General features: G+C 71.1%; 15 protein-coding genes. 7 read left to right on the top strand and 8 right to left on the bottom strand.

Annotated elements, in window-relative coordinates:
• Nucleotides 1–29: 29 nt before the first annotated feature.
• Nucleotides 30–677, bottom strand: a complete 648-nt coding sequence (locus ABZS42_RS15190; protein WP_355145511.1) for a DedA family protein — start codon at nucleotides 675–677, stop codon at nucleotides 30–32.
• A gap of 567 nt (nucleotides 678–1,244) precedes the next feature.
• Between ABZS42_RS15190 and ABZS42_RS15185 the strand changes: the two genes are divergently transcribed.
• Entirely contained in the window at nucleotides 1,245–2,477 is a 1,233-nt protein-coding gene (locus ABZS42_RS15185; RefSeq protein WP_355145510.1) for an O-antigen ligase family protein, read from the top strand.
• Nucleotides 2,478–2,765: 288 nt separating this feature from the next.
• Nucleotides 2,766–3,995 (top strand): threonine--tRNA ligase, encoded by a 1,230-nt coding sequence (gene thrS / locus ABZS42_RS15180; protein ID WP_355145681.1) that lies wholly within the window; start codon nucleotides 2,766–2,768, stop codon nucleotides 3,993–3,995.
• A gap of 147 nt (nucleotides 3,996–4,142) precedes the next feature.
• Here thrS and ABZS42_RS15175 read toward each other — a convergent pair whose 3' ends face one another.
• The 4 genes from ABZS42_RS15175 to ABZS42_RS15160 form a co-directional block, all read right to left on the bottom strand.
• Nucleotides 4,143–6,089 carry an ABC transporter ATP-binding protein gene (locus ABZS42_RS15175; protein ID WP_355145679.1) on the bottom strand — a complete coding sequence of 649 codons (1,947 nt, stop codon included), beginning with the start codon at nucleotides 6,087–6,089 and terminating at the stop codon, nucleotides 4,143–4,145.
• A 172-nt stretch (nucleotides 6,090–6,261) separates the two neighbouring features.
• Nucleotides 6,262–7,995, bottom strand: a complete 1,734-nt coding sequence (locus ABZS42_RS15170) for an ABC transporter ATP-binding protein (RefSeq protein ID WP_355145508.1) — start codon at nucleotides 7,993–7,995, stop codon at nucleotides 6,262–6,264.
• On the bottom strand, nucleotides 7,989–8,474 hold the full coding sequence (locus ABZS42_RS15165) for a MarR family transcriptional regulator (RefSeq protein WP_355145506.1): 486 nt from the start codon (nucleotides 8,472–8,474) through the stop codon (nucleotides 7,989–7,991). The genes ABZS42_RS15170 and ABZS42_RS15165 overlap by 7 nt, the downstream gene beginning before the upstream one ends.
• Nucleotides 8,475–8,499: 25 nt before the next feature.
• Nucleotides 8,500–8,946, bottom strand: a complete 447-nt coding sequence (locus ABZS42_RS15160) for a DoxX family protein (RefSeq protein ID WP_355145677.1) — start codon at nucleotides 8,944–8,946, stop codon at nucleotides 8,500–8,502.
• 84 nt (nucleotides 8,947–9,030) lie between these two features.
• Between ABZS42_RS15160 and ABZS42_RS15155 the strand changes: the two genes are divergently transcribed.
• Complete coding sequence (locus ABZS42_RS15155; RefSeq protein ID WP_355145504.1) at nucleotides 9,031–9,594, top strand: TetR/AcrR family transcriptional regulator; 564 nt, start codon at nucleotides 9,031–9,033, stop codon at nucleotides 9,592–9,594.
• Nucleotides 9,595–9,609: 15 nt separating this feature from the next.
• Here the strand turns inward: ABZS42_RS15155 and ABZS42_RS15150 are convergent, their stop codons facing one another.
• Both ABZS42_RS15150 and ABZS42_RS15145 read right to left on the bottom strand, forming a co-directional pair.
• Nucleotides 9,610–11,049, bottom strand: a complete 1,440-nt coding sequence (locus ABZS42_RS15150; protein WP_355145502.1) for a GuaB1 family IMP dehydrogenase-related protein — start codon at nucleotides 11,047–11,049, stop codon at nucleotides 9,610–9,612.
• 159 nt (nucleotides 11,050–11,208) lie between these two features.
• Nucleotides 11,209–11,805, bottom strand: coding sequence for a LysE/ArgO family amino acid transporter (locus ABZS42_RS15145; protein WP_355145500.1), 597 nt, complete (start codon nucleotides 11,803–11,805; stop codon nucleotides 11,209–11,211).
• A gap of 69 nt (nucleotides 11,806–11,874) precedes the next feature.
• On the opposite strand from ABZS42_RS15145, the gene ABZS42_RS15140 reads away from it, so the two are divergent.
• Nucleotides 11,875–12,771 (top strand): LysR family transcriptional regulator ArgP, encoded by an 897-nt coding sequence (locus ABZS42_RS15140; protein WP_355145498.1) that lies wholly within the window; start codon nucleotides 11,875–11,877, stop codon nucleotides 12,769–12,771.
• A 51-nt stretch (nucleotides 12,772–12,822) separates the two neighbouring features.
• Here ABZS42_RS15140 and ABZS42_RS15135 read toward each other — a convergent pair whose 3' ends face one another.
• Nucleotides 12,823–14,577, bottom strand: a complete 1,755-nt coding sequence (locus tag ABZS42_RS15135) for a biotin carboxylase N-terminal domain-containing protein (RefSeq protein WP_355145496.1) — start codon at nucleotides 14,575–14,577, stop codon at nucleotides 12,823–12,825.
• 147 nt (nucleotides 14,578–14,724) lie between these two features.
• On the opposite strand from ABZS42_RS15135, the gene ABZS42_RS15130 reads away from it, so the two are divergent.
• The 3 genes from ABZS42_RS15130 (at nucleotide 14,725) to ABZS42_RS15120 (ending at nucleotide 17,224) form a co-directional block, all read left to right on the top strand.
• A complete protein-coding gene (locus ABZS42_RS15130; protein ID WP_355145675.1) occupies nucleotides 14,725–15,336 on the top strand; it encodes a PadR family transcriptional regulator in 612 nt (203 codons plus the stop codon).
• A 155-nt stretch (nucleotides 15,337–15,491) separates the two neighbouring features.
• Complete coding sequence (locus ABZS42_RS15125) at nucleotides 15,492–16,451, top strand: ATP-binding cassette domain-containing protein (RefSeq protein ID WP_355145494.1); 960 nt, start codon at nucleotides 15,492–15,494, stop codon at nucleotides 16,449–16,451.
• A gap of 17 nt (nucleotides 16,452–16,468) precedes the next feature.
• A complete protein-coding gene (locus ABZS42_RS15120; RefSeq protein ID WP_355145492.1) occupies nucleotides 16,469–17,224 on the top strand; it encodes an ABC transporter permease in 756 nt (251 codons plus the stop codon).
• Nucleotides 17,225–17,358: the final 134 nt, after the last annotated feature.

The raw sequence follows: 17,358 nt of genomic DNA, 5'->3' as shown, positions 1-17,358 counted from the left end.
AGGAGCCGTGCCGAGGATCGACGCCTGCGTCACCGCCGGGCAGCGACGTGCGCACCCGAAGAGGGGGCCGGTGAGTCGACCGGCTGGCCGGCGTTGCGGCGGGCGTTCACGACCGTCATCAGCCAGCCGGCGGCGGCGAAACCGGTCGCCGCCACGACCGCGACGACCGCGAGGCGCCAGGTGGAGGAGGCGAGCGCCGTCCCGCCCAGGTGGCCGACCAGCGCCCCGTAGGTGGCCCAGCCCAGCGCGGCCATCGTCTCGTAGGTCAGGAAGAGCCGGTACGGGTAGCGGCTGCGGCCGGCCGAGAAGCAGGCTGCCATCCGGCCGCCGGGCACGAACCGGCAGAGCAGGATCACCAGCGGCCCTGGACGGCGTAGTCCCTGGGTGAACCGCGCGGCGGCCCGCTGGGCGCGGCTCTGCCTGGTGTGTCGGCGTACCCGCCGGTCGGGTGCGCCCCGGCCCAGCAGGTAACAGACGAGGTCGCCGGCCAGGACGCCGAGCGCTCCCGCGGCGATCGTGAGGGGCAGGTCCAGCCCGCCGTAGACGGTGAGCGCCCCTCCGGTGATCATGATGGCCTGGGTGGGGATGACCGGGACGAAGGCGTCCAGCAGCAGCAGAGCGAGCAGCGCGAGGTACGCCCACGCCGGTGACGTGACGTCAGTGAGTAGTTCGGGCACGCCCGCCACCTCGCCATATGCGGCCGATTTGATGTACCGAGACTGACGACGTGTCCGGCGTCACCACGGACGGGCCCGACCGGTGGTGACCATGGACACGGCAGGGCCACCCCAGTACAACGACGATCCATCGCTATCGGTCACGGTCGGCGGATCAGCGTTCGTCGGCGTACCGTTGTCGCGCGCGGCCATACGACCGTCGGGTCCCCCGTTCTCGACGATCGGGCCGCAGCGGGCCGCCGGCAGGTCCCGTGCCGGCGGCCCGCCCCCTTCATGCCCGTCCTGCCGGCCCGCGCTGACCATGGTCTCGGCAGTTGGTCGGCACTCCGGACGACCCGGGAACGTCTTCGGCAGCGGCACGGTGGCGTAGCGGTTCGTGGTCACTACCGAAACGGACGAAGTTCTCCGTTCTCCCGTCACCGCGGCGGTGGTCTGCGTGGTTGATCCCATGGCAGCTGATAGCGCCCGGATCAGAGGTGAGGAGCCGTGCCACCGATTCCTACCGCGAGAGACCGCGGCCGGCATGCCGCGAGGCCGAGCTCGTCGGTGCGACCCTGGTGTCAGGCTGTGCTGCTGACGCTGCTGCTGGTCGGTTCCCTGCTGCCTACCGTTGGCGTGCCTGTGGTCACACTCGCGGCTGTCGGACTCCTCCCGATCGCGCTGGCGGCCCTCGTCGCGGGCATGCCCGTCCTGCACCGGTCGGCCGGTCTGGCGTTGCTGCTCGCCGCCGTCGTTGCCGTGCCGGCCTACATGACCCCACCGACCACGGCGTACGGAGCGGACAAGCTCCAGACATTCCTCATGCTCACCGTGCCCAGTGCCGCGACGGCGCTGGTGATCCGCAACCGGCGCGACCTCACCGTCTGGGCCACGGTCTGGGTCGCCTCCGGCTGTGTGCTGGCGCTGCTCGCGTTGGTCGGTGACGTCGACCCGTCCGGCAGGTCCGTCGGGGCGGGCGACAGCAACCCGATCTGGCTCGCGCGTGGTATCGGGTCCCCGGCAGTCGCGTTGCTGTGGCTGATGGTCACCCGGGCGATCGCCGTGCCGATCGGCCTGGCCGTCGCCGGCGTGCTCGCCGCCGGGCTGTACGTCACCGGCTCGCGCGGCCCTGTGGTCGCGTTGGTGATCGCCACGCTGATCGTGCTCACCCTGTCGTCAGCGTCCACTCGGGTCGGCCGCGCCGCAGGGTTCGCCCTGGCCGCCGCCGTCGGTCTCTACGTGATTCTGGCGTTCCACCTTGTGCCGGCCACGTCGCGGTTGGGCGCGTTCCTGTACGACCCACGCAGCGAGCTGGACGAGTCCGACCGGATCGAGCTCGCCCGCCCGACATTGGATCTGATCGCCAGCACACCGCGAGGGGTGGGTCTCGGTAGCTGGGCCGAGCATGTCCCCATCGCGCCCTACTGGTACCCACACAATCTCTTCCTGGAGGTGTTCGCCGAAGCCGGGTGGCTCCCCGGCGGGATTCTCGTGGGCACGCTTATCTGGGTGATGGTGCGACTGTGGCGCACCACGAGGGTGCAACCGGCCGCAGTGCTGGTGCTCGCGCTGCTAGCGTTCGAAGTCACCTGTGTGAGCGTGTCCGGCGACCTCAACGCGCGAAGCTTCTTCTTCATCCTGGCGCTCGGATATGGAGTCGGGTGGTGGCCGGCTCCCACCTCACACCGAACCGGTCGGTCAGCGCGGGCACTGCCGTCCGTCGGCTCAGTGTTGACGACGCCGCCAGATCAGCGAGCGCATGGGGTGGCCCGCGGGCCCCACTTCCCGATACGGCACGACCCCTCCCCGCTCATCAGGTAGCGGCCTCTTTCCCGGAAAAAGTCACCATCCGGCGCGCGAAGCGCACTCATTCCAGGAAAGTGCGCGGATCCTTAAGTGCCCGGTCTTCGCAGGTGCAGGGGGTGGAAATGAGCGTGCGGCCGCGCGCGGGCGGCGCGTATGGTCTCGGGCATGCGCAGTGCGAAACGGACCACGACGCCGGTAGATCCCGGCGTGCCGCACTGACGTTTCCGTCCATGAGGCCCCGGGGCGATCGCTCCCGGGGGCCGCGCGGCGTTCGGTGACCAGGTCGCCTCCGGGTCGTACGCGATCAGGGAGAGCGACATGATCGACCACCGCAGGCTCGGCCGTGAGCTGGAGCTGTTCGTCTCCGATCCGCTGGCCGGCGCCGGCCTGCCCATCTGGCTACCGGCCGGGGCCGCCGCCCGGCACGCGGTCGAGGAGTACGTGCGGGAGTTGGAACGCCGGGCCGGCTACCAGCACGTCTACTCGCCGCCTTTGGGTAAGCGGGAGCTCTTCGAACGCTCCGGGCACCTCGGCTACTTCGCCGACGACATGTTCCCGCCGATGCGGCTCTCCGACGACGACGAGTTCGTGTTGCGGCCGGCGCTCTGCCCGCACCATGCTCTGGTGTTCGGCGCGCGGGGCCGCTCCTACCGTGAGCTGCCGCTGCGTGTCGCCGAGCTGGGCGGAATGTACCGTGCCGAGCGCTCCGGGGTGCTCGGCGGACTCTCCCGGGTACGGGCCATCTCGCTCAACGACGCGCACAACTTCTGCGCGCTGGAGCAGGTGGGGGAGGAGGTCGCCGAGATCCTCCGGCTGATCCGCGAGGCACACGCCGCGCTCGGCGTACGCCCGGCCGGGTTCCGGTTGTCGCTGCGCGGGCCCGGCCAGCGGTACGTCGGCGACGACGCGCAGTGGGCCCGCGCCGAGGAACTGCTGCGCGACGCCCTGACCGGGGTCGAGTACGCGGTCGCACCGGGGGACGCCGCCTTCTACGGTCCGAAGATCGACGTCCAGATCGTCGACGCCCGTGGCCGGGAGTCGACCCTGGCCACCGTGCAGCTCGACTTCGACAAGCCGGAACGCTTCGACCTGGCGTACACCGACCGGGACGGGGCACGGCGACGCCCGGTGATGGTGCACCGAAGCCTGGTCGGCAGCATGGAGCGGCTGTTCGCGTACCTCATCGAGGTGCATCAGGGCGCCTTCCCCGCCTGGTACGCGCCGGTTCAGCTGGCGGTGCTCCCGGTGGACGCCGGCCAGTCCGACGCCGCGGCCGACCTCGCCCGCCGGGCCGAGGAATCCGGGCTGCGGGTCGAGGTGGACGCCGCCGGCTCGCTGGGCGCCCGGATCCGGGACGTGACCCGGCGTCGCATCCCGTACGCCGCGGTGATCGGTGCCCGGGAGGCGGCGGACGGGCGGGTGTCCCTGCGGCTGCGCGACGGGCGTGGGCTCGGTCCGTTGCCCGTGGCGGCCGCGCTCGACCTGGTCGGTGGCGTGGTGGCCACCCGGTCCGCGCAGCTGCTGCCCGGGTGACCCGGACAGGGGCGGGCGCTCGGGCCGGTACCCGCCTGAGCGTTGCCCGCGCCGGCCGGTGCACGGGTGTCCGTGCCACCGGCCGGTCGGGTGGGCGGAGTGATTCCGCCCGGCCGTGGGCGTCGCGCACGCCCGTGGCCGGCCGGGTCACCCCGACAGCGCCCCCTGTGCCGCCGCCGGTGTCCGGGCAGCCCCGTCGGTGGGCTCGTCCTCTTCCGTGATCGCCTGACTGAACTGCGACAGGTAGAGCCGCTGGTACGCCCCGCGTGCGGCCAGCAGTTGCTCGTGCGTGCCCTGCTCGACGATCCGGCCGTTCTCCATCATCAGGATCAGGTCGGCGTCCCGGATGGTGGAGAGCCGGTGCGCGATCACGAAGCTGGTCCGGTCCGAGCGCAGCGCGGCCATCGCCCGCTGCAACAGCACCTCGGTGCGCGTGTCGACCGAGCTGGTCGCCTCGTCGAGAATCAGCAGCGACGGCTCGGCGAGGGCCGCCCGCGCGATCGTGATGAGCTGCTTCTCGCCGGCGCTGACGTTGCTTCCCTCCTCGTCGATGACCGTGTCGTAGCCGTCGGGCAGGCTGCGGACGAACCGGTCCACGAAGGTGGCCCGGGCGGCGGCGAGGATCTCCTCCTCGGTCGCGTCCGGCCGGCCGTACGCGATGTTGTCGCGGATGGTGCCGCCGAAGAGCCACGTGTCCTGAAGGACCATGCCGATCCGGCCACGCAGGTCGTCGCGGCGCATGGTGCTGGTGTCCACCCCGTCCAGGGTGATCCGGCCGGCGTCCAACTCGTAGAACCGCATGATCAGATTGACCAGCGTCGTCTTGCCGGCGCCGGTCGGCCCGACGATCGCCACGGTGTGACCGGGCTCGGCGACCAGCGAAAGGTCGTCGATCAGCGGCTTTTCCGGCTCGTAGCGGAACGACACGTGCTCGAACTCGACCCGGCCCCGCGGTTGCGTCACCCGGGCCGGCTCGACCGGGTCGGGGCTCTGCTCGTCGGCATCGAGCACGGCGAACACCCGCTCCGCCGAGGCGACACCGGACTGGAGCAGGTTCGCCATCGAGGCCACCTGGGTCAGCGGCTGAGTGAACTGCCGGGAGTACTGGATGAACGCCTGCACGTCGCCGAGGCTCATCGATCCGTGGGCGACCCGCAGGCCGCCGACCACGGCGATCGCCACATAACTCAGGTTCCCGATGAACATCATCGACGGCATGATGATCCCGGAGATGAACTGGGCTCCGAAGCTCGCCTTGAACAGTTGCTCGTTCTTCTCGGTGAACGCGGCCTCGACCTCGCGCTGCCGCCCGAAGACCTTGACCAGTTCGTGGCCGGTGAAGGCCTCCTCGATCCGGCCGTTCAGCTCACCGGTGTGCGCCCACTGGGCGATGAACTGCTTCTGCGACCGCTTGGCGATGCGCTGGGTGACCAGCACCGACAGCGGCACGGCGACCAGCGCCACCAGCGCCAGCAGCGGCGAGATCCAGAACATCGCCCCCAGTACGCCGACCACCGTGAGCAGCGACGTGAGCAGCTGGCTCAGAGTCTGCTGGAGGCTCTGCGAGATGTTGTCGATGTCGTTGGTCACCCGGCTGAGCAGCTCGCCTCGCGGCTGCCGGTCGAAGTAGGGCAGCGGCAGGCGGTTGAGCTTGTCTTCCACGTCGGAGCGCAGCTTCAGCACCGTCCGCTGCACCACGCCGTTCAGCAGCCAGCCCTGCCAGAAGGACAGCAGCGCCGCGGCGAGGTAGAGCCCGAGCGCCAGCAGCAGGATCCGTCCCAGCGTGCTGAAGTCGATGCCCGCCCCGGGCACCGGCTGCATCCGGGCGAGCATGTCGGCGAAGGCGTTGTTGCCGGTCGCGCGGGCCGCCGCGACGGCCTGATCGACGCTGCTGCCCGCCGGGAGTTGCCGGCCGACCACCCCGGTGAAGATCAGGTCGGTGGCGTGCCCGAGGATCTTCGGTCCGGCGACACTGAGCCCGACGCTCACCACCGCCAGCGCGACGATTCCGCCGAGTTGGAGCCGATGCGGCCGGAGCCGGCCGAGCAGCCGCCGCGCCGACGGCCCGAAGTTCATCGACCGCTCGGCGGGCATTCCGGCCCCGAAGCCGGGGCCGCGGCCACCGCCCAGCCCCCGGCGCGGTGTCGATCCGGCGGCCGGTTTCTGCGCCGGTACCGCCCGGTCGCTCATGCCGGCACCTCCCTTCGGTCGGCGCCGCCCTGAGGCTTCTCCGCGCTGTGCTTGATGATTCGCTCCCTGCGGTCGCTCATGCCGGCACCGCCGTGGTCTGCTGCGAGGCGACGATCTCGGCGTACGTCGGGCTGCTCTCCAGCAGTTCCTCGTGTCGTCCCATTCCGACGATCCCCCCGTTCTCGAGCACGATGATCTGGTCTGCGTCGACGATCGTGGAGACCCGCTGGGCCACGATCACCACGGCGGCGTCTGCGGTGACCGGCCGCAGTGCCGCCCGCAACCGCGCGTCGGTGCCCAGGTCGAGCGCGGAGAACGAGTCGTCGAAGAGGTAGATCTCCGGTTTCCGGACCAGAGCCCGGGCGATGGCCAACCGTTGCCGCTGGCCGCCGGAGACGTTGGTGCCGCCCTGCGCGATGGGTGCCTCCAGCCCGCTGGACATCTGCGCCACGAAGTCGGCGGCCTGGGCGATCTCCAGCGCCGCCCAGAGATCCTCGTCCGTGGCGTCCGGGTTGCCGTAGCGCAGGTTGCTCGCGACCGTGCCGGTGAAGAGGTACGGCCGCTGGGGCACCAGGCCGATGCGGCGCCACAGCTCGTCGGGTGCCAGATCGCGTACGTCCGTCCGGTCCACCAGCACGGCACCGTCGGTGACGTCGACCAGCCGCGGAATCAGCGACAGCAGGGTGGTCTTGCCCGCACCGGTGCTGCCGATGATCGCCGTGGTGGTGCCGGGCGTCACCCGGAACGAGATGTCCCGCAGCACCGGCTCGGCCGCGCCCGGGTACTGGAACCGCACGTCGCGTAGCTCCAACTCGGCCCGGCCGGGCACCTCGACGATCGGGGTCGCGGGCGGCGCCACGGAAGTGTCGGTGTCGAGCACCTCGACGATGCGCTCGGCGCAGACCGTCGCGCGCGGCACCATCATCAGCATGAAGGTGGCCATCATGACGGACATCAGGATCTGCATGAGGTACTGGAGGAAGGCGGTGAGCGCGCCGATCTGGATGGCCCCCGAGTCGACCCGCTGCGCGCCGAACCAGAGCACCGCGACGCTGGAGACGTTGAGTACCAGCATCACCACCGGGAAGATCAGCGCCAGCAGCCGCCCGACCCGGAGCGCCGTGGCGCTCAGGTCGCCGTTGGCCACGCCGAACCGCTCCGTCTCGTACGGCTCGCGTACGAAGGCGCGGACCACCCGGATGCCGGTGATCTGCTCGCGCAGGACCCGGTTGACCGTGTCGATCCGGGTCTGCATGAGCCGGAACCCGGGCACCATCCGCCGGATGATCAGTGACAACGCGACGGCGAGGACGGGTACCGAGACGAGCATCAGCCAGGAGAGACCGAGGTCCTCCCGTAGCGCCATCACCACGCCGCCGACGCACATGATCGGGGCGGCCACGAGCATGGTGCAGCTGAGCAGCACGAGCATCTGCACCTGCTGCACGTCGTTGGTGGTGCGCGTGATGAGCGACGGTGCGCCGAACCGGGCGACCTCGCGGGCAGAGAACCGGTTGACGTGCTGGAAGATCGCGGCCCGGGTGTCCCGGCCGAAGCTCATCGCGGTACGCGCCCCGAAGTACACCGCGGCGATCGAGCAGACGATCTGGACCAGGCTGACCGCCAGCATCCAGACTCCGGTCCGCATGATGTAGCCGGTGTCGCCGCGAGCCACGCCCAGGTCGATGATGTCGGCGTTGAGGCTCGGCAGGTAGAGCGAGGCCATGGTGCCGACGAACTGGAGCAGCACGACGGCGGCCAGCGGCTTCGAGTACGGGCGCAGGTGGTTACGGAGCAGTCGGATCAGCATTTCCTCTGACCTTCCGTCCCGTCTGTGGGCACGGTCATGCCTGGTTCCTCTCCACTACCGATGACCTCCAGCAGGAACTCGCGGATCACCGCCGCCTTCTCGGGGTCGGTGTCGACCGAGGTGAGCGGCCGCCCGGACCGGATCAGGACGCTCAACCCGGCCAACCGTTCGTGGCCGGCGGGGGTGATGGCGAGCCGTACGCTGCGCCGGTCGCTGTCGTCGCGCTGCCGCTCGACCAGCCCGTCACGTTCGAGGGTGTCGACGATCCCGGTCAGTGTGGCCGGCCGTACGAAACAGCGCTGGGCCACCTCGCGGTGCGGCATGGGGCCGTTCTTGTCGAGTGTCATGAGGGCGACCATCCCGGCCTGGGTGAGGTTGAACTTCTCCGCGAGGAAGCGGTTCCACCGCTGGGTGACCACGTGACCGGCCAGGGCCAGGAGGCGGCCCATCGGCAGGTCGTTGAGGGTGACGAGATCCACGACCAACAGGTTAGCTACCTGATGGTCAGGCACCAAACGAAATTACCGCCGCGGTGGCGATGAACGCGACCTGCAGCGCCGTACGTGGTCCCAGTGGCGTGACCGGTCGTCCGCCCAGGTTGAGCCGGCGTTGTGCGGCCGAGACGTTTGCCGGGAACATCGCGAGCATCAGCAGTCCCAGTCCGGTCGCTGCCCAGCGGCCCGTGGCCGGGATGAGCAGCGCGGCCGCGCCGGCCAGTTCGAGCACGCCGGTCACGGTGACCAGGAGCGCCGGCCGGGGCAGGCGTGGCGGGACCATGGCGATCAGGCCGGATCGGCGGGGCTCGGTGAAGTGCGCGAGCCCGGTGAGCACGAACATGGCGGCCAGCCCGACCCGGAGTGCGTCGGCCGTGCCGTCCATGGGGTCGAAACCGGCCAGCCCGGCGATCCGGGCCAGTGCGAAACCGGCGATCAGGGTGATCAGTGGAGCCATGGCGTCCTCCTCGACTGCGAAACTTGTCATCGACAAGATTGCGTCCCGAGTGTCATCTTGTCAATGGCAAGATAGGATCGCGTCATGACCCCGACGCGTGGCTACCATCACGGCGATCTGCGCCGCGCCCTGCTCGACGCCGCGGTGGAGGCGATCGGTGAATCCGGTCCCGCCGCACTCAGCCTGCGAGACCTCGCCCGGCGGGCCGGAGTCTCGCACGCCGCGCCCGCACATCACTTCGGCGACAAGGCCGGCCTGCTCACCGCGCTCGCCGTGCAGGGCTTCGACCTGCTCGCCGGGACCCTGCGCGACGCCGGCGACGACCTGCTCGCCGCCGGCGTCGCGTACGTGGACTTCGCGGTCCGGCACCGCGCGCACTTCGAGGTGATGTTCCGGCCGGAGCTCTACCGAGCGCACGACCCGGAGGTGCGGGCCGCCAGCGACCGGGCCGGCGGCGTGCTGCGCGAGCGGGTGGCCGGCCTGCCGGCGCGCGACGGTGGCGCGGGCGACCCCGGACGGGACGCCCTCGCCGCCTGGGCGATCGTGCACGGCTTCGCCACCCTCTGGCTCGCCGGCGCGCTGCCTCCGCGCGTCGGCGACGAGCCGCGCGAGGCCGCCCGACACGTGATCAGCCGGCTCGTCGAGTAGACCGCCGGCCGGCCGTCACCAGCTGGCCGGCAGCGGCATCCCCTCGGTGTAACCGGCCGCGCTCTGCACGCCCACCACCGCCCGCTCGTGGAACTCCGAGAGGTTCCGGGCTCCGGCGTAGGTGAAGGAGCTCCGCACGCCCGCGATGATCTCGTCGATCAGGTCCTCGACGCCCGGGCGGGTCGGGTCGAGATGCATCCGCGCCGAGGAGATGCCCTCCTCGAAGACCGCCTTCCGGGCTCGGTCGTAGGGGCTGTCCTCCGCGGTGCGCGCGCTGACCGCCCGGGCCGAGGCCATGCCGAAGCTCTCCTTGTAACGCCGGCCGTCCGGGTCGGTGTAGAGGTCGCCGGGAGACTCGTACGTGCCGGCGAACCAGGAGCCGATCATGACGTTCGACGCTCCGGCGGCGAGCGCGAGCGCCACGTCCCGCGGGTGCCGGACGCCGCCGTCGGCCCAGACGTGCCGCCCGAGCGCCCGGGCCGCCGCCGCGCAGTCGAGCACTGCTGAGAACTGCGGCCGTCCCACCCCGGTCATCATCCGGGTGGTGCACATCGCGCCCGGCCCCACGCCGACCTTGACGATGTCGGCCCCGGCCTCGACCAGGTCCCGCACGCCCTCGGCGGTGACCACGTTGCCGGCCGCCACCGGAACCGCCGGGTCGAGCCTGCGCACCGACCGCAGCGCGGAGATCATCCGCTCCTGGTGGCCGTGCGCGGTGTCCACCACCAGGGTGTCCACGCCGGCCTCCAGCAGCGCGGCGGCCTTACCGGTGACGTCGCCGTTGATGCCGATCGCCGCCGCGATCCGCAGCCGTCCCTGCTCGTCCACTGCCGGCCGGTACAGGGTCGCCCGCAGCGCCCCCTTGCGGGTCAGTACGCCGACCAGCCGCCCCTGCGCGTCGACCACCGGGGCGAGCCGGCGGCGACCGGCGGAGAGCAGGTCGAACCCGGTACGCGGATCCGCGTCCGCGGGGATGGTGTGCAGCTCGGTGGACATCACGTGGCGCAACTGGGCGAACCGGTCCACGCCCACGGTGTCCGCCTCGGTGACCACGCCCAGCGGCCGGCCGGCCCCGTCCACCACGATCACCGCGCCGTGCGCGCGCTTGGGCAGCAGGTGGATGGCATCGCCGACGGTGTCCGTCGGACCGAGGGTGATCGGGGTGTCGTAGACCAGGTGGCGCTGTTTGACCCAGGACACGACGTTCGCCACCACGTCGATCGGGATGTCCTGGGGGATGACCGCGACCGCGCCCCGCCGGGCCACCGTCTCGGCCATCCGCCGGCCGGCGACCGCTGTCATGTTCGACACCACGAGTGGGATCGTGGTACCGGTGCCGTCGGAGCTGGCGAGGTCGACGTCGAGGCGGGAGCCCAGGTCGGAACGGGACGGCGCCATGAAGACGTCGTTGTAGGTCAGGTCGTGCGCGGGGACCGCGCCGTGAAGGAACCGCACCCGGCAATCATGGCTGCCCAGCACCCGTACCGCCCCCCTTGGTAGCCGAAAACACCCCCACCCCCACCCCCACCTCCCCGTCGGTGATCAAGAGGTTTCGGTCAGCAGGCGTCACCAATCCGACGCAAAGCTCTTGATCGCGGGGGCGGTGGCCGGGAATCAGCCGAGCAGCAGGGCCAGCGCGAGCCCGGCCATCAGGGTGGCGATCACTCCGTCCAAGACCCGCCAGGCGGTGACACGCGCCAGCAGCGGGGCGAGCCGGTGCGCGCCGGCGCCGAGTGCCGTGAACCAGATCACGCTGGCCAGGGCGGCGCCGCCGCCGAAGAGCCAGCGGTGCGGGTGCTGCTGGGCGATCCCGCCGAGGAGGAGCACGGTGTCGAGGTAGACGTGCGGGTTCAGGTAGGTGAAGGCGAGGCAGGCCAGCAGGGTGGCGCCCAGGGTGGCCGGCGGCCGCTCGGTGGGCAGCAGCGCGCCGGGCCGCAGGGCGCGGCGAGCGGCGAGCGCCGCGTAGCAGAGCAGGAACGCGGCACCGCCCCAGCGGATCGCGGTGAGCAGGACGGGCCGGCCGGTCACCAGCGTGCCGACACCGGCGATGCCCGCCCCGATCAGCAGCGCGTCCGAGGCGGCGCAGGTGAGGACGACGGGTACGACGTGCTCCCGGCGCAGGCCCTGACGCAGGACGAAGGCATTCTGCGCCCCGATGGCGACGATCAGGGCGATGGAGACGGAGAAGCCGGCGGCGGCGGAGCTGAGCACGTCACCGACCGTAGGTGGGCGCATTGCATGAGTCGAGCTAAAGATTTTGAGCCTAGTTAAGCTGTGCTGATGGAAGGGCTCGACTTCGTGCAGCTGCGTACCCTCGCCGCCGTGGTCTCGGAGGGCAGCTTCGAGTCGGCGGCCCGGCTGCTGCACGTCACCCCGTCGGCCGTGAGCCAGCGGGTCAAGGCACTGGAGGAGACGGTCGGGCAGGTGCTCGTCCGGCGGGCCCGCCCCTGCGTGGCCACCGAGGCGGGCGCGCCGCTGCTGCGTCTCGCCGGGCAAGTCGTACTCCTGGAGCGGGAGGCGTTGGCCGACGCCCGCGGCCCGCTCACCGGCGCCGGCACGCGGACCCGGCTGGCCGTGGTGGTGAACGCGGACTCGCTCGCCACCTGGTTCCCCGCCGCGCTGGCCCGGCTGCCCGAAGGGCTGGAACTCTCCCTCGACATCCGGCAGGAGGACCAGGACCACACCGCCGAACTGCTCCGCGACGGCGTGGTGACGGCGGCGGTGACCGCACAACGCGAGGCGGTCCAGGGCTGCCGGGTACGCCCGCTCGGTGCCATGCGCTACCGGGCGCTGGCCGCCCCGGCGCTGGCCGCCACGAACTTCGCCGACGGTACGACCCCGGCGGCGCTGGCCGCCGCGCCCGCGGTCGTCTTCGATCGGAAGGACCGGTTGCAGCACCGCTTCATCCGTACGGTGACCGGACGGACGCTGGACCCGCCCGTGCACTACGTGCCGTCGGTGCCGGCGTTCAGCGAGACCATCCGGCACGGGCTCGGCTGGGGTCTGGTGCCCGAGCAGATCGCCGAGGACGACCTGGCGTCCGGGGTGTGCGTCGACATCGCCCCGGGCCGGCAGGTGGACGTGCCGCTGTACTGGCAGCACTGGCGGCTGGAGTCGGCGGCGCTGAACGCCCTCACCAGCGCGGTACGGGCGGTGGCCGCCGAGGCCCTCCGCTGACACACGAACGGGCGGGCCCTCGCATCCGGAGGGCGCGCCCGTTCGAAAGCGTCAGGAGATGGTGCAGATCGCGGCGCCCGCGGTGATCACCGCGCCGACGTCCGTGGTCAGGCCACTGACCGCGCCCGCCTTGTGGGCGTGCAGCGGCTGCTCCATCTTCATCGCCTCCAGCACCACGATCAGGTCACCCTCGGCGACGCTGTCCCCGTCCGCCACGGCGACCTTGACGATGGTGCCCTGCATGGGGGAGGTGAGCGCGTCGCCGCTGACCGTGGCACCGGCCTTGGCGGCACCACCGCCCCGGCGGGCCGGCTTGCGGGCGGCCGGCGCGGCCGTGCTCGTACCCGCGCCCAGACCGGCCGGCAGGGTGACCTCCAGCCGCTTGCCGCCCACCTCGACCACGACGGTCTCCCGTTCGGCCGGCTCGGCGGCGGGGCCGGGGGTCGCGGTGAACGGCGGGACCGTGTTGTCGAACTCGGTCTCGATCCACCGGGTGTGTACGGTGAACGGCTCCGAGGTGAAGGCCGGGTCCCGGACCACCAGGCGATGGAACGGCAGGGCCGTCGCCATGCCGTCGACGACCATCTCGTCGAGCGCCCGGCGGGCCCGCTCCAACGCCTCGGTACGGGTCTCCCCGACGATGATCACCTTGGCCAGCAGCGAGTCGAAGTTGCCACCGATCACGTCACCGGCCGAGATGCCGGTGTCCACCCGTACGCCGGGGCCGGTCGGCAGTCGCAGCGCGGTGATGGCACCCGGGGCGGGCAGGAAGTTGCGGCCGGGATCCTCGCCGTTGATCCGGAACTCGATGGCGTGCCCACGAGGGGTCGGGTCCCCCGCGAAGCGCAGCTTCTCCCCGTCGGCGATGCGGAACTGCTCGCGGACGAGGTCGATGCCGGCGGTCTCCTCGGTGACCGGGTGCTCGACCTGGAGCCGGGTGTTCACCTCCAGGAAGGAGATGGTGCCGTCGCCGCCGACCAGGTATTCGACGGTACCGGCGCCGTGGTAGCCGGCTTCGCGGCAGATCGCCTTGGCGCTCTCGTGGATCTGTGCGCGCTGGGCGTCGGTGAGGAACGGCGCGGGCGCCTCCTCGACCAGCTTCTGGTGCCGCCGCTGGAGTGAGCAGTCCCGGGTGCCCACCACGATCACATTGCCGTGCTGGTCGGCCAGGACCTGCGCCTCGACGTGGCGTGGCTTGTCGAGGTAGCGCTCGACGAAGCACTCACCGCGGCCGAACGCCGCGACCGCCTCGCGGGTGGCCGACTCGAACAGCTGCGGGATCTCCTCCATGGTGCGGGCGACCTTGAGGCCCCGCCCGCCACCGCCGAAGGCGGCCTTGATCGCGACCGGCAGGCCGTGGTCGACGGCGAACGCCATCACCTCGTCGGCGCCGGTGACCGGGTCCGGGGTGCCGGGGACCAACGGCGCGCCGGCGCGCTGGGCGATGTGCCGGGCGGTCACCTTGTCGCCGAGGTCGCGGATCGCCTGCGGGGTCGGGCCGATCCAGGTCAGCCCCGCGTCGATGACGGCCTGGGCGAAATCGGCGTTCTCGGAGAGAAAACCGTAGCCCGGGTGCACGGCGTCGGCCCCGGACCTGGCCGCGATGTCGATCAGCTTGTCGATGCGCAGGTAGCTGTCCGCCGCGGTGTCCCCGCCCAGGGCGTACGCCTCGTCGGCGAGCGTCGCGTGCAGCGCGTCCCGGTCGGAGTCAGCGTAGACGGCGACGCTCTCCAGACCGGCGTCGCGGCAGGCGCGAATGACGCGAACGGCGATCTCGCCGCGGTTGGCGATGAGTACCTTACGCACCGTGGGGGCTCCTCCCGGGAGGTCATTGACCGGGAGTGTATAGGCCACCGAAGTGGCCCTAACGATCGCTCAGTGCGGGTTGGGGCGCGGTCACATCGCGCCTTAGTCAACTTTGCCTAATACGCTTCTTCCGTGTCTGCCACGCGAATGATGATTCTCGGTCTGGTCCGCTGGATGCAGCCCGTGCACGGCTACGACGTGCGCCGCGAGCTGCTCAGCTGGAGCGCCGACAAGTGGGCGAACGTACAGCCCGGCTCGATCTACCACGCACTGCGCAAGCTGACCGAGGAGGGGCTGCTGCGGACGGTCGCGACCGAGCAGGTCGGCGGCCGGCCGGCCCGCACGACGTACGAGATCACCGAGAAGGGCCAGGAGGAGTTCGAGTCGCTGCTGCGTGGGCTCTGGTGGCAGGTGAACGAGCCGACGGACCCGTTCGCGGCCGCCTTCTCCTTCCTGCCGGCGCTGCCCCGCGACGAGGCGGCGGCCGCGCTGCGTAACCGGGCGATCCTGCTGCGGGCCGGGATGGCGTGGATGCGGACCTCGTTGGAGTCGGACTGGCTGCGCGACACCAAGCCGGTCCACGTGGGTTGGATGTTCGAGCTCTGGACGGCCCGGGCGGAAGTCGAGGCCGCCTGGTGCGAGCGCATCGCAGAACGCCTCGACTCCGGTGTGTCGTACCTGCCTGCTGGACTGGAGCGGGCGGAAGGTTGGTCCGGGTGGGAGCAGCAACTGCCCAGGCATCCGTCCCAGTCTGAATAATCAACGTTGACCAGAAAAGCTATATCGCGTTAGCCTCGTTGCGACGTAGGGGAAGAACGCCGTCCCGCGCCGGCCATCGGCGGCCCGGCGGCGGCCGACCGCGCTGCCTTCCCCGCCGACCCGGCCGTACCGGCCCGGACGACCAGGAGCACGCATTGATCGAGACCAGGGGATTACGCAAGTCCTTCCGCTCCCGCGCCGGGCGGGAGACGAAGACCGTCGAAGCGGTCCGCGGCGTCGACCTGACCGTCACCGAGGGAGAGATCTTCGGATTCCTCGGCCCCAACGGCGCCGGCAAGACGACCACGCTGCGCATGCTCGCCACGCTCATCGAGCCGGACGACGGTGAGGCGATCATCGCGGGCGCCGACCTGCGTAAGGCGCCGGGCGAGGTGCGCCGCCGGATCGGCTACGTGGCCCAGGGCGGCAGCACCTGGGACGAATCCACCGACCGCGAAGAGCTGGTGCTCCAGGCCCGGCTGTACGGGATCGGCAAAGCCGAGGCGCACGAGCGCGCGGCGCGCGCCCTCGACGCCTTCCAGCTCGCCGAGTTCGCCGACCGCAAGTGCAAGACCTACTCCGGCGGTCAGCGGCGGCGGGTGGAGATCGCCCTCGGCATCATCCACGAGCCGAAGATCGTCTTCCTGGACGAGCCGACCACCGGTCTCGACCCGCAGAGCCGCGCACACATGTGGGACGAGATCCGCCGGCTGCGTACCGATGGGATGACCGTCTTCATCACCACCCACTACCTGGACGAGGCCGACGCGCTCTGCGACCGGATCGCGATCATGGATCATGGCCAGGTGGTCGCCGAGGGGACTCCGGCCGACCTGAAGCGGGAGATCTCCGGCGACGTGGTTCAGGTCGGCCTCGACGTCGTCGGCACGCCGCAGGCCGCGAAGGCGCTCGACGGCGAGGCGTACGTCCGGAAGCTGGAAACCGTCGACGACGGCGGTCTGCGGCTGTACGTCGAGGAGGGCGCCACCGCGATCCCGCAGATCCTCCGCCGGCTGGACCAGGTCGGTGTCGCCCTCTCCTCGATCGAGCTGCACCGCCCCAGCCTCGACGACGTCTTCCTCACCAAGACCGGCCGCTCGCTGCGCGAGTCCTGACCAACCGGAGATTGATCATGAAGCTCGCCCGCGACACCTGGCTCATCTTCCAACGACAGTTCCAGCTGCTCATCCGTAACCCGGTCTGGGTCTTCGTCGGCGTCTTCCAGCCGGTGATGTACCTCCTGCTGTTCGCTCCGCTGCTCAAGCCCGCGCTCAACGCGCCGACCCAGGCCGCGGCCTACAAGATCTTCGTGCCCGGTCTGCTGGTGCTGCTGGCCATCTTCGGCGGCTTGTTCCAGGGCTTCGGCCTGATCGCCGAACTGCGCGCCGGTGTGATCGAGCGGTCCCGGGTCACCCCGATCAGCCGGCTCGCCCTGCTGCTCGGCCGCTCGCTGCGGGACGTCGTCTCGCTGATCGTGCAGGCGATCATCATCACGCTGCTCGCCCTCGCGTTCGACCTGCGTGTCGTCCTGGGAGACCTGCTGCTCGCGTACCTGATGCTCGCGCTGATCGCGCTGATGACCTCGGCCGTCTCCTACGGCGTCGCGCTCAAGGTCAAGAGCGAGGACGCCCTGGCCCCGCTGATGAACACCGTGGCCCAGCCGGTGCTGCTGCTCTCCGGCATCCTGCTGCCGCTCCAGTTCGCGCCCGGCTGGTTGCAGGGCATCGCCGACTGGAACCCGTTCTCCTGGGCCGTCGACGGCACCCGTGCGCTCTTCGCCGGCGACCTGGGCAACGACAAGGTCTGGCAGGGGCTGACCATCGTGGCCGCGCTCGCCGTGCTCGGCGTCTACTGGGCGGCCCGGCAGTTCGCCCGTACCGTCCGCTGAAACTGGTACCGCTCGGCCCGCGGCGCGCTTGATCCACACGGCTTCATTGATGTCGGGGTGCCGGAGGGTGTCCGACACCCCGACATCAATGAACCGGAGTCGATCAGTGCGGTGGTGCGTTGATCGCACCTCGC

Source organism: Micromonospora sp. NPDC005367 (assembly GCF_040606825.1).
In the GTDB taxonomy this organism is placed as follows: Bacteria; Actinomycetota; Actinomycetes; order Mycobacteriales; family Micromonosporaceae; genus Micromonospora.
The sequence above is the reverse complement of the archived record's forward strand: the minus strand, read 5'-3'. Positions and strand labels throughout refer to the sequence as shown.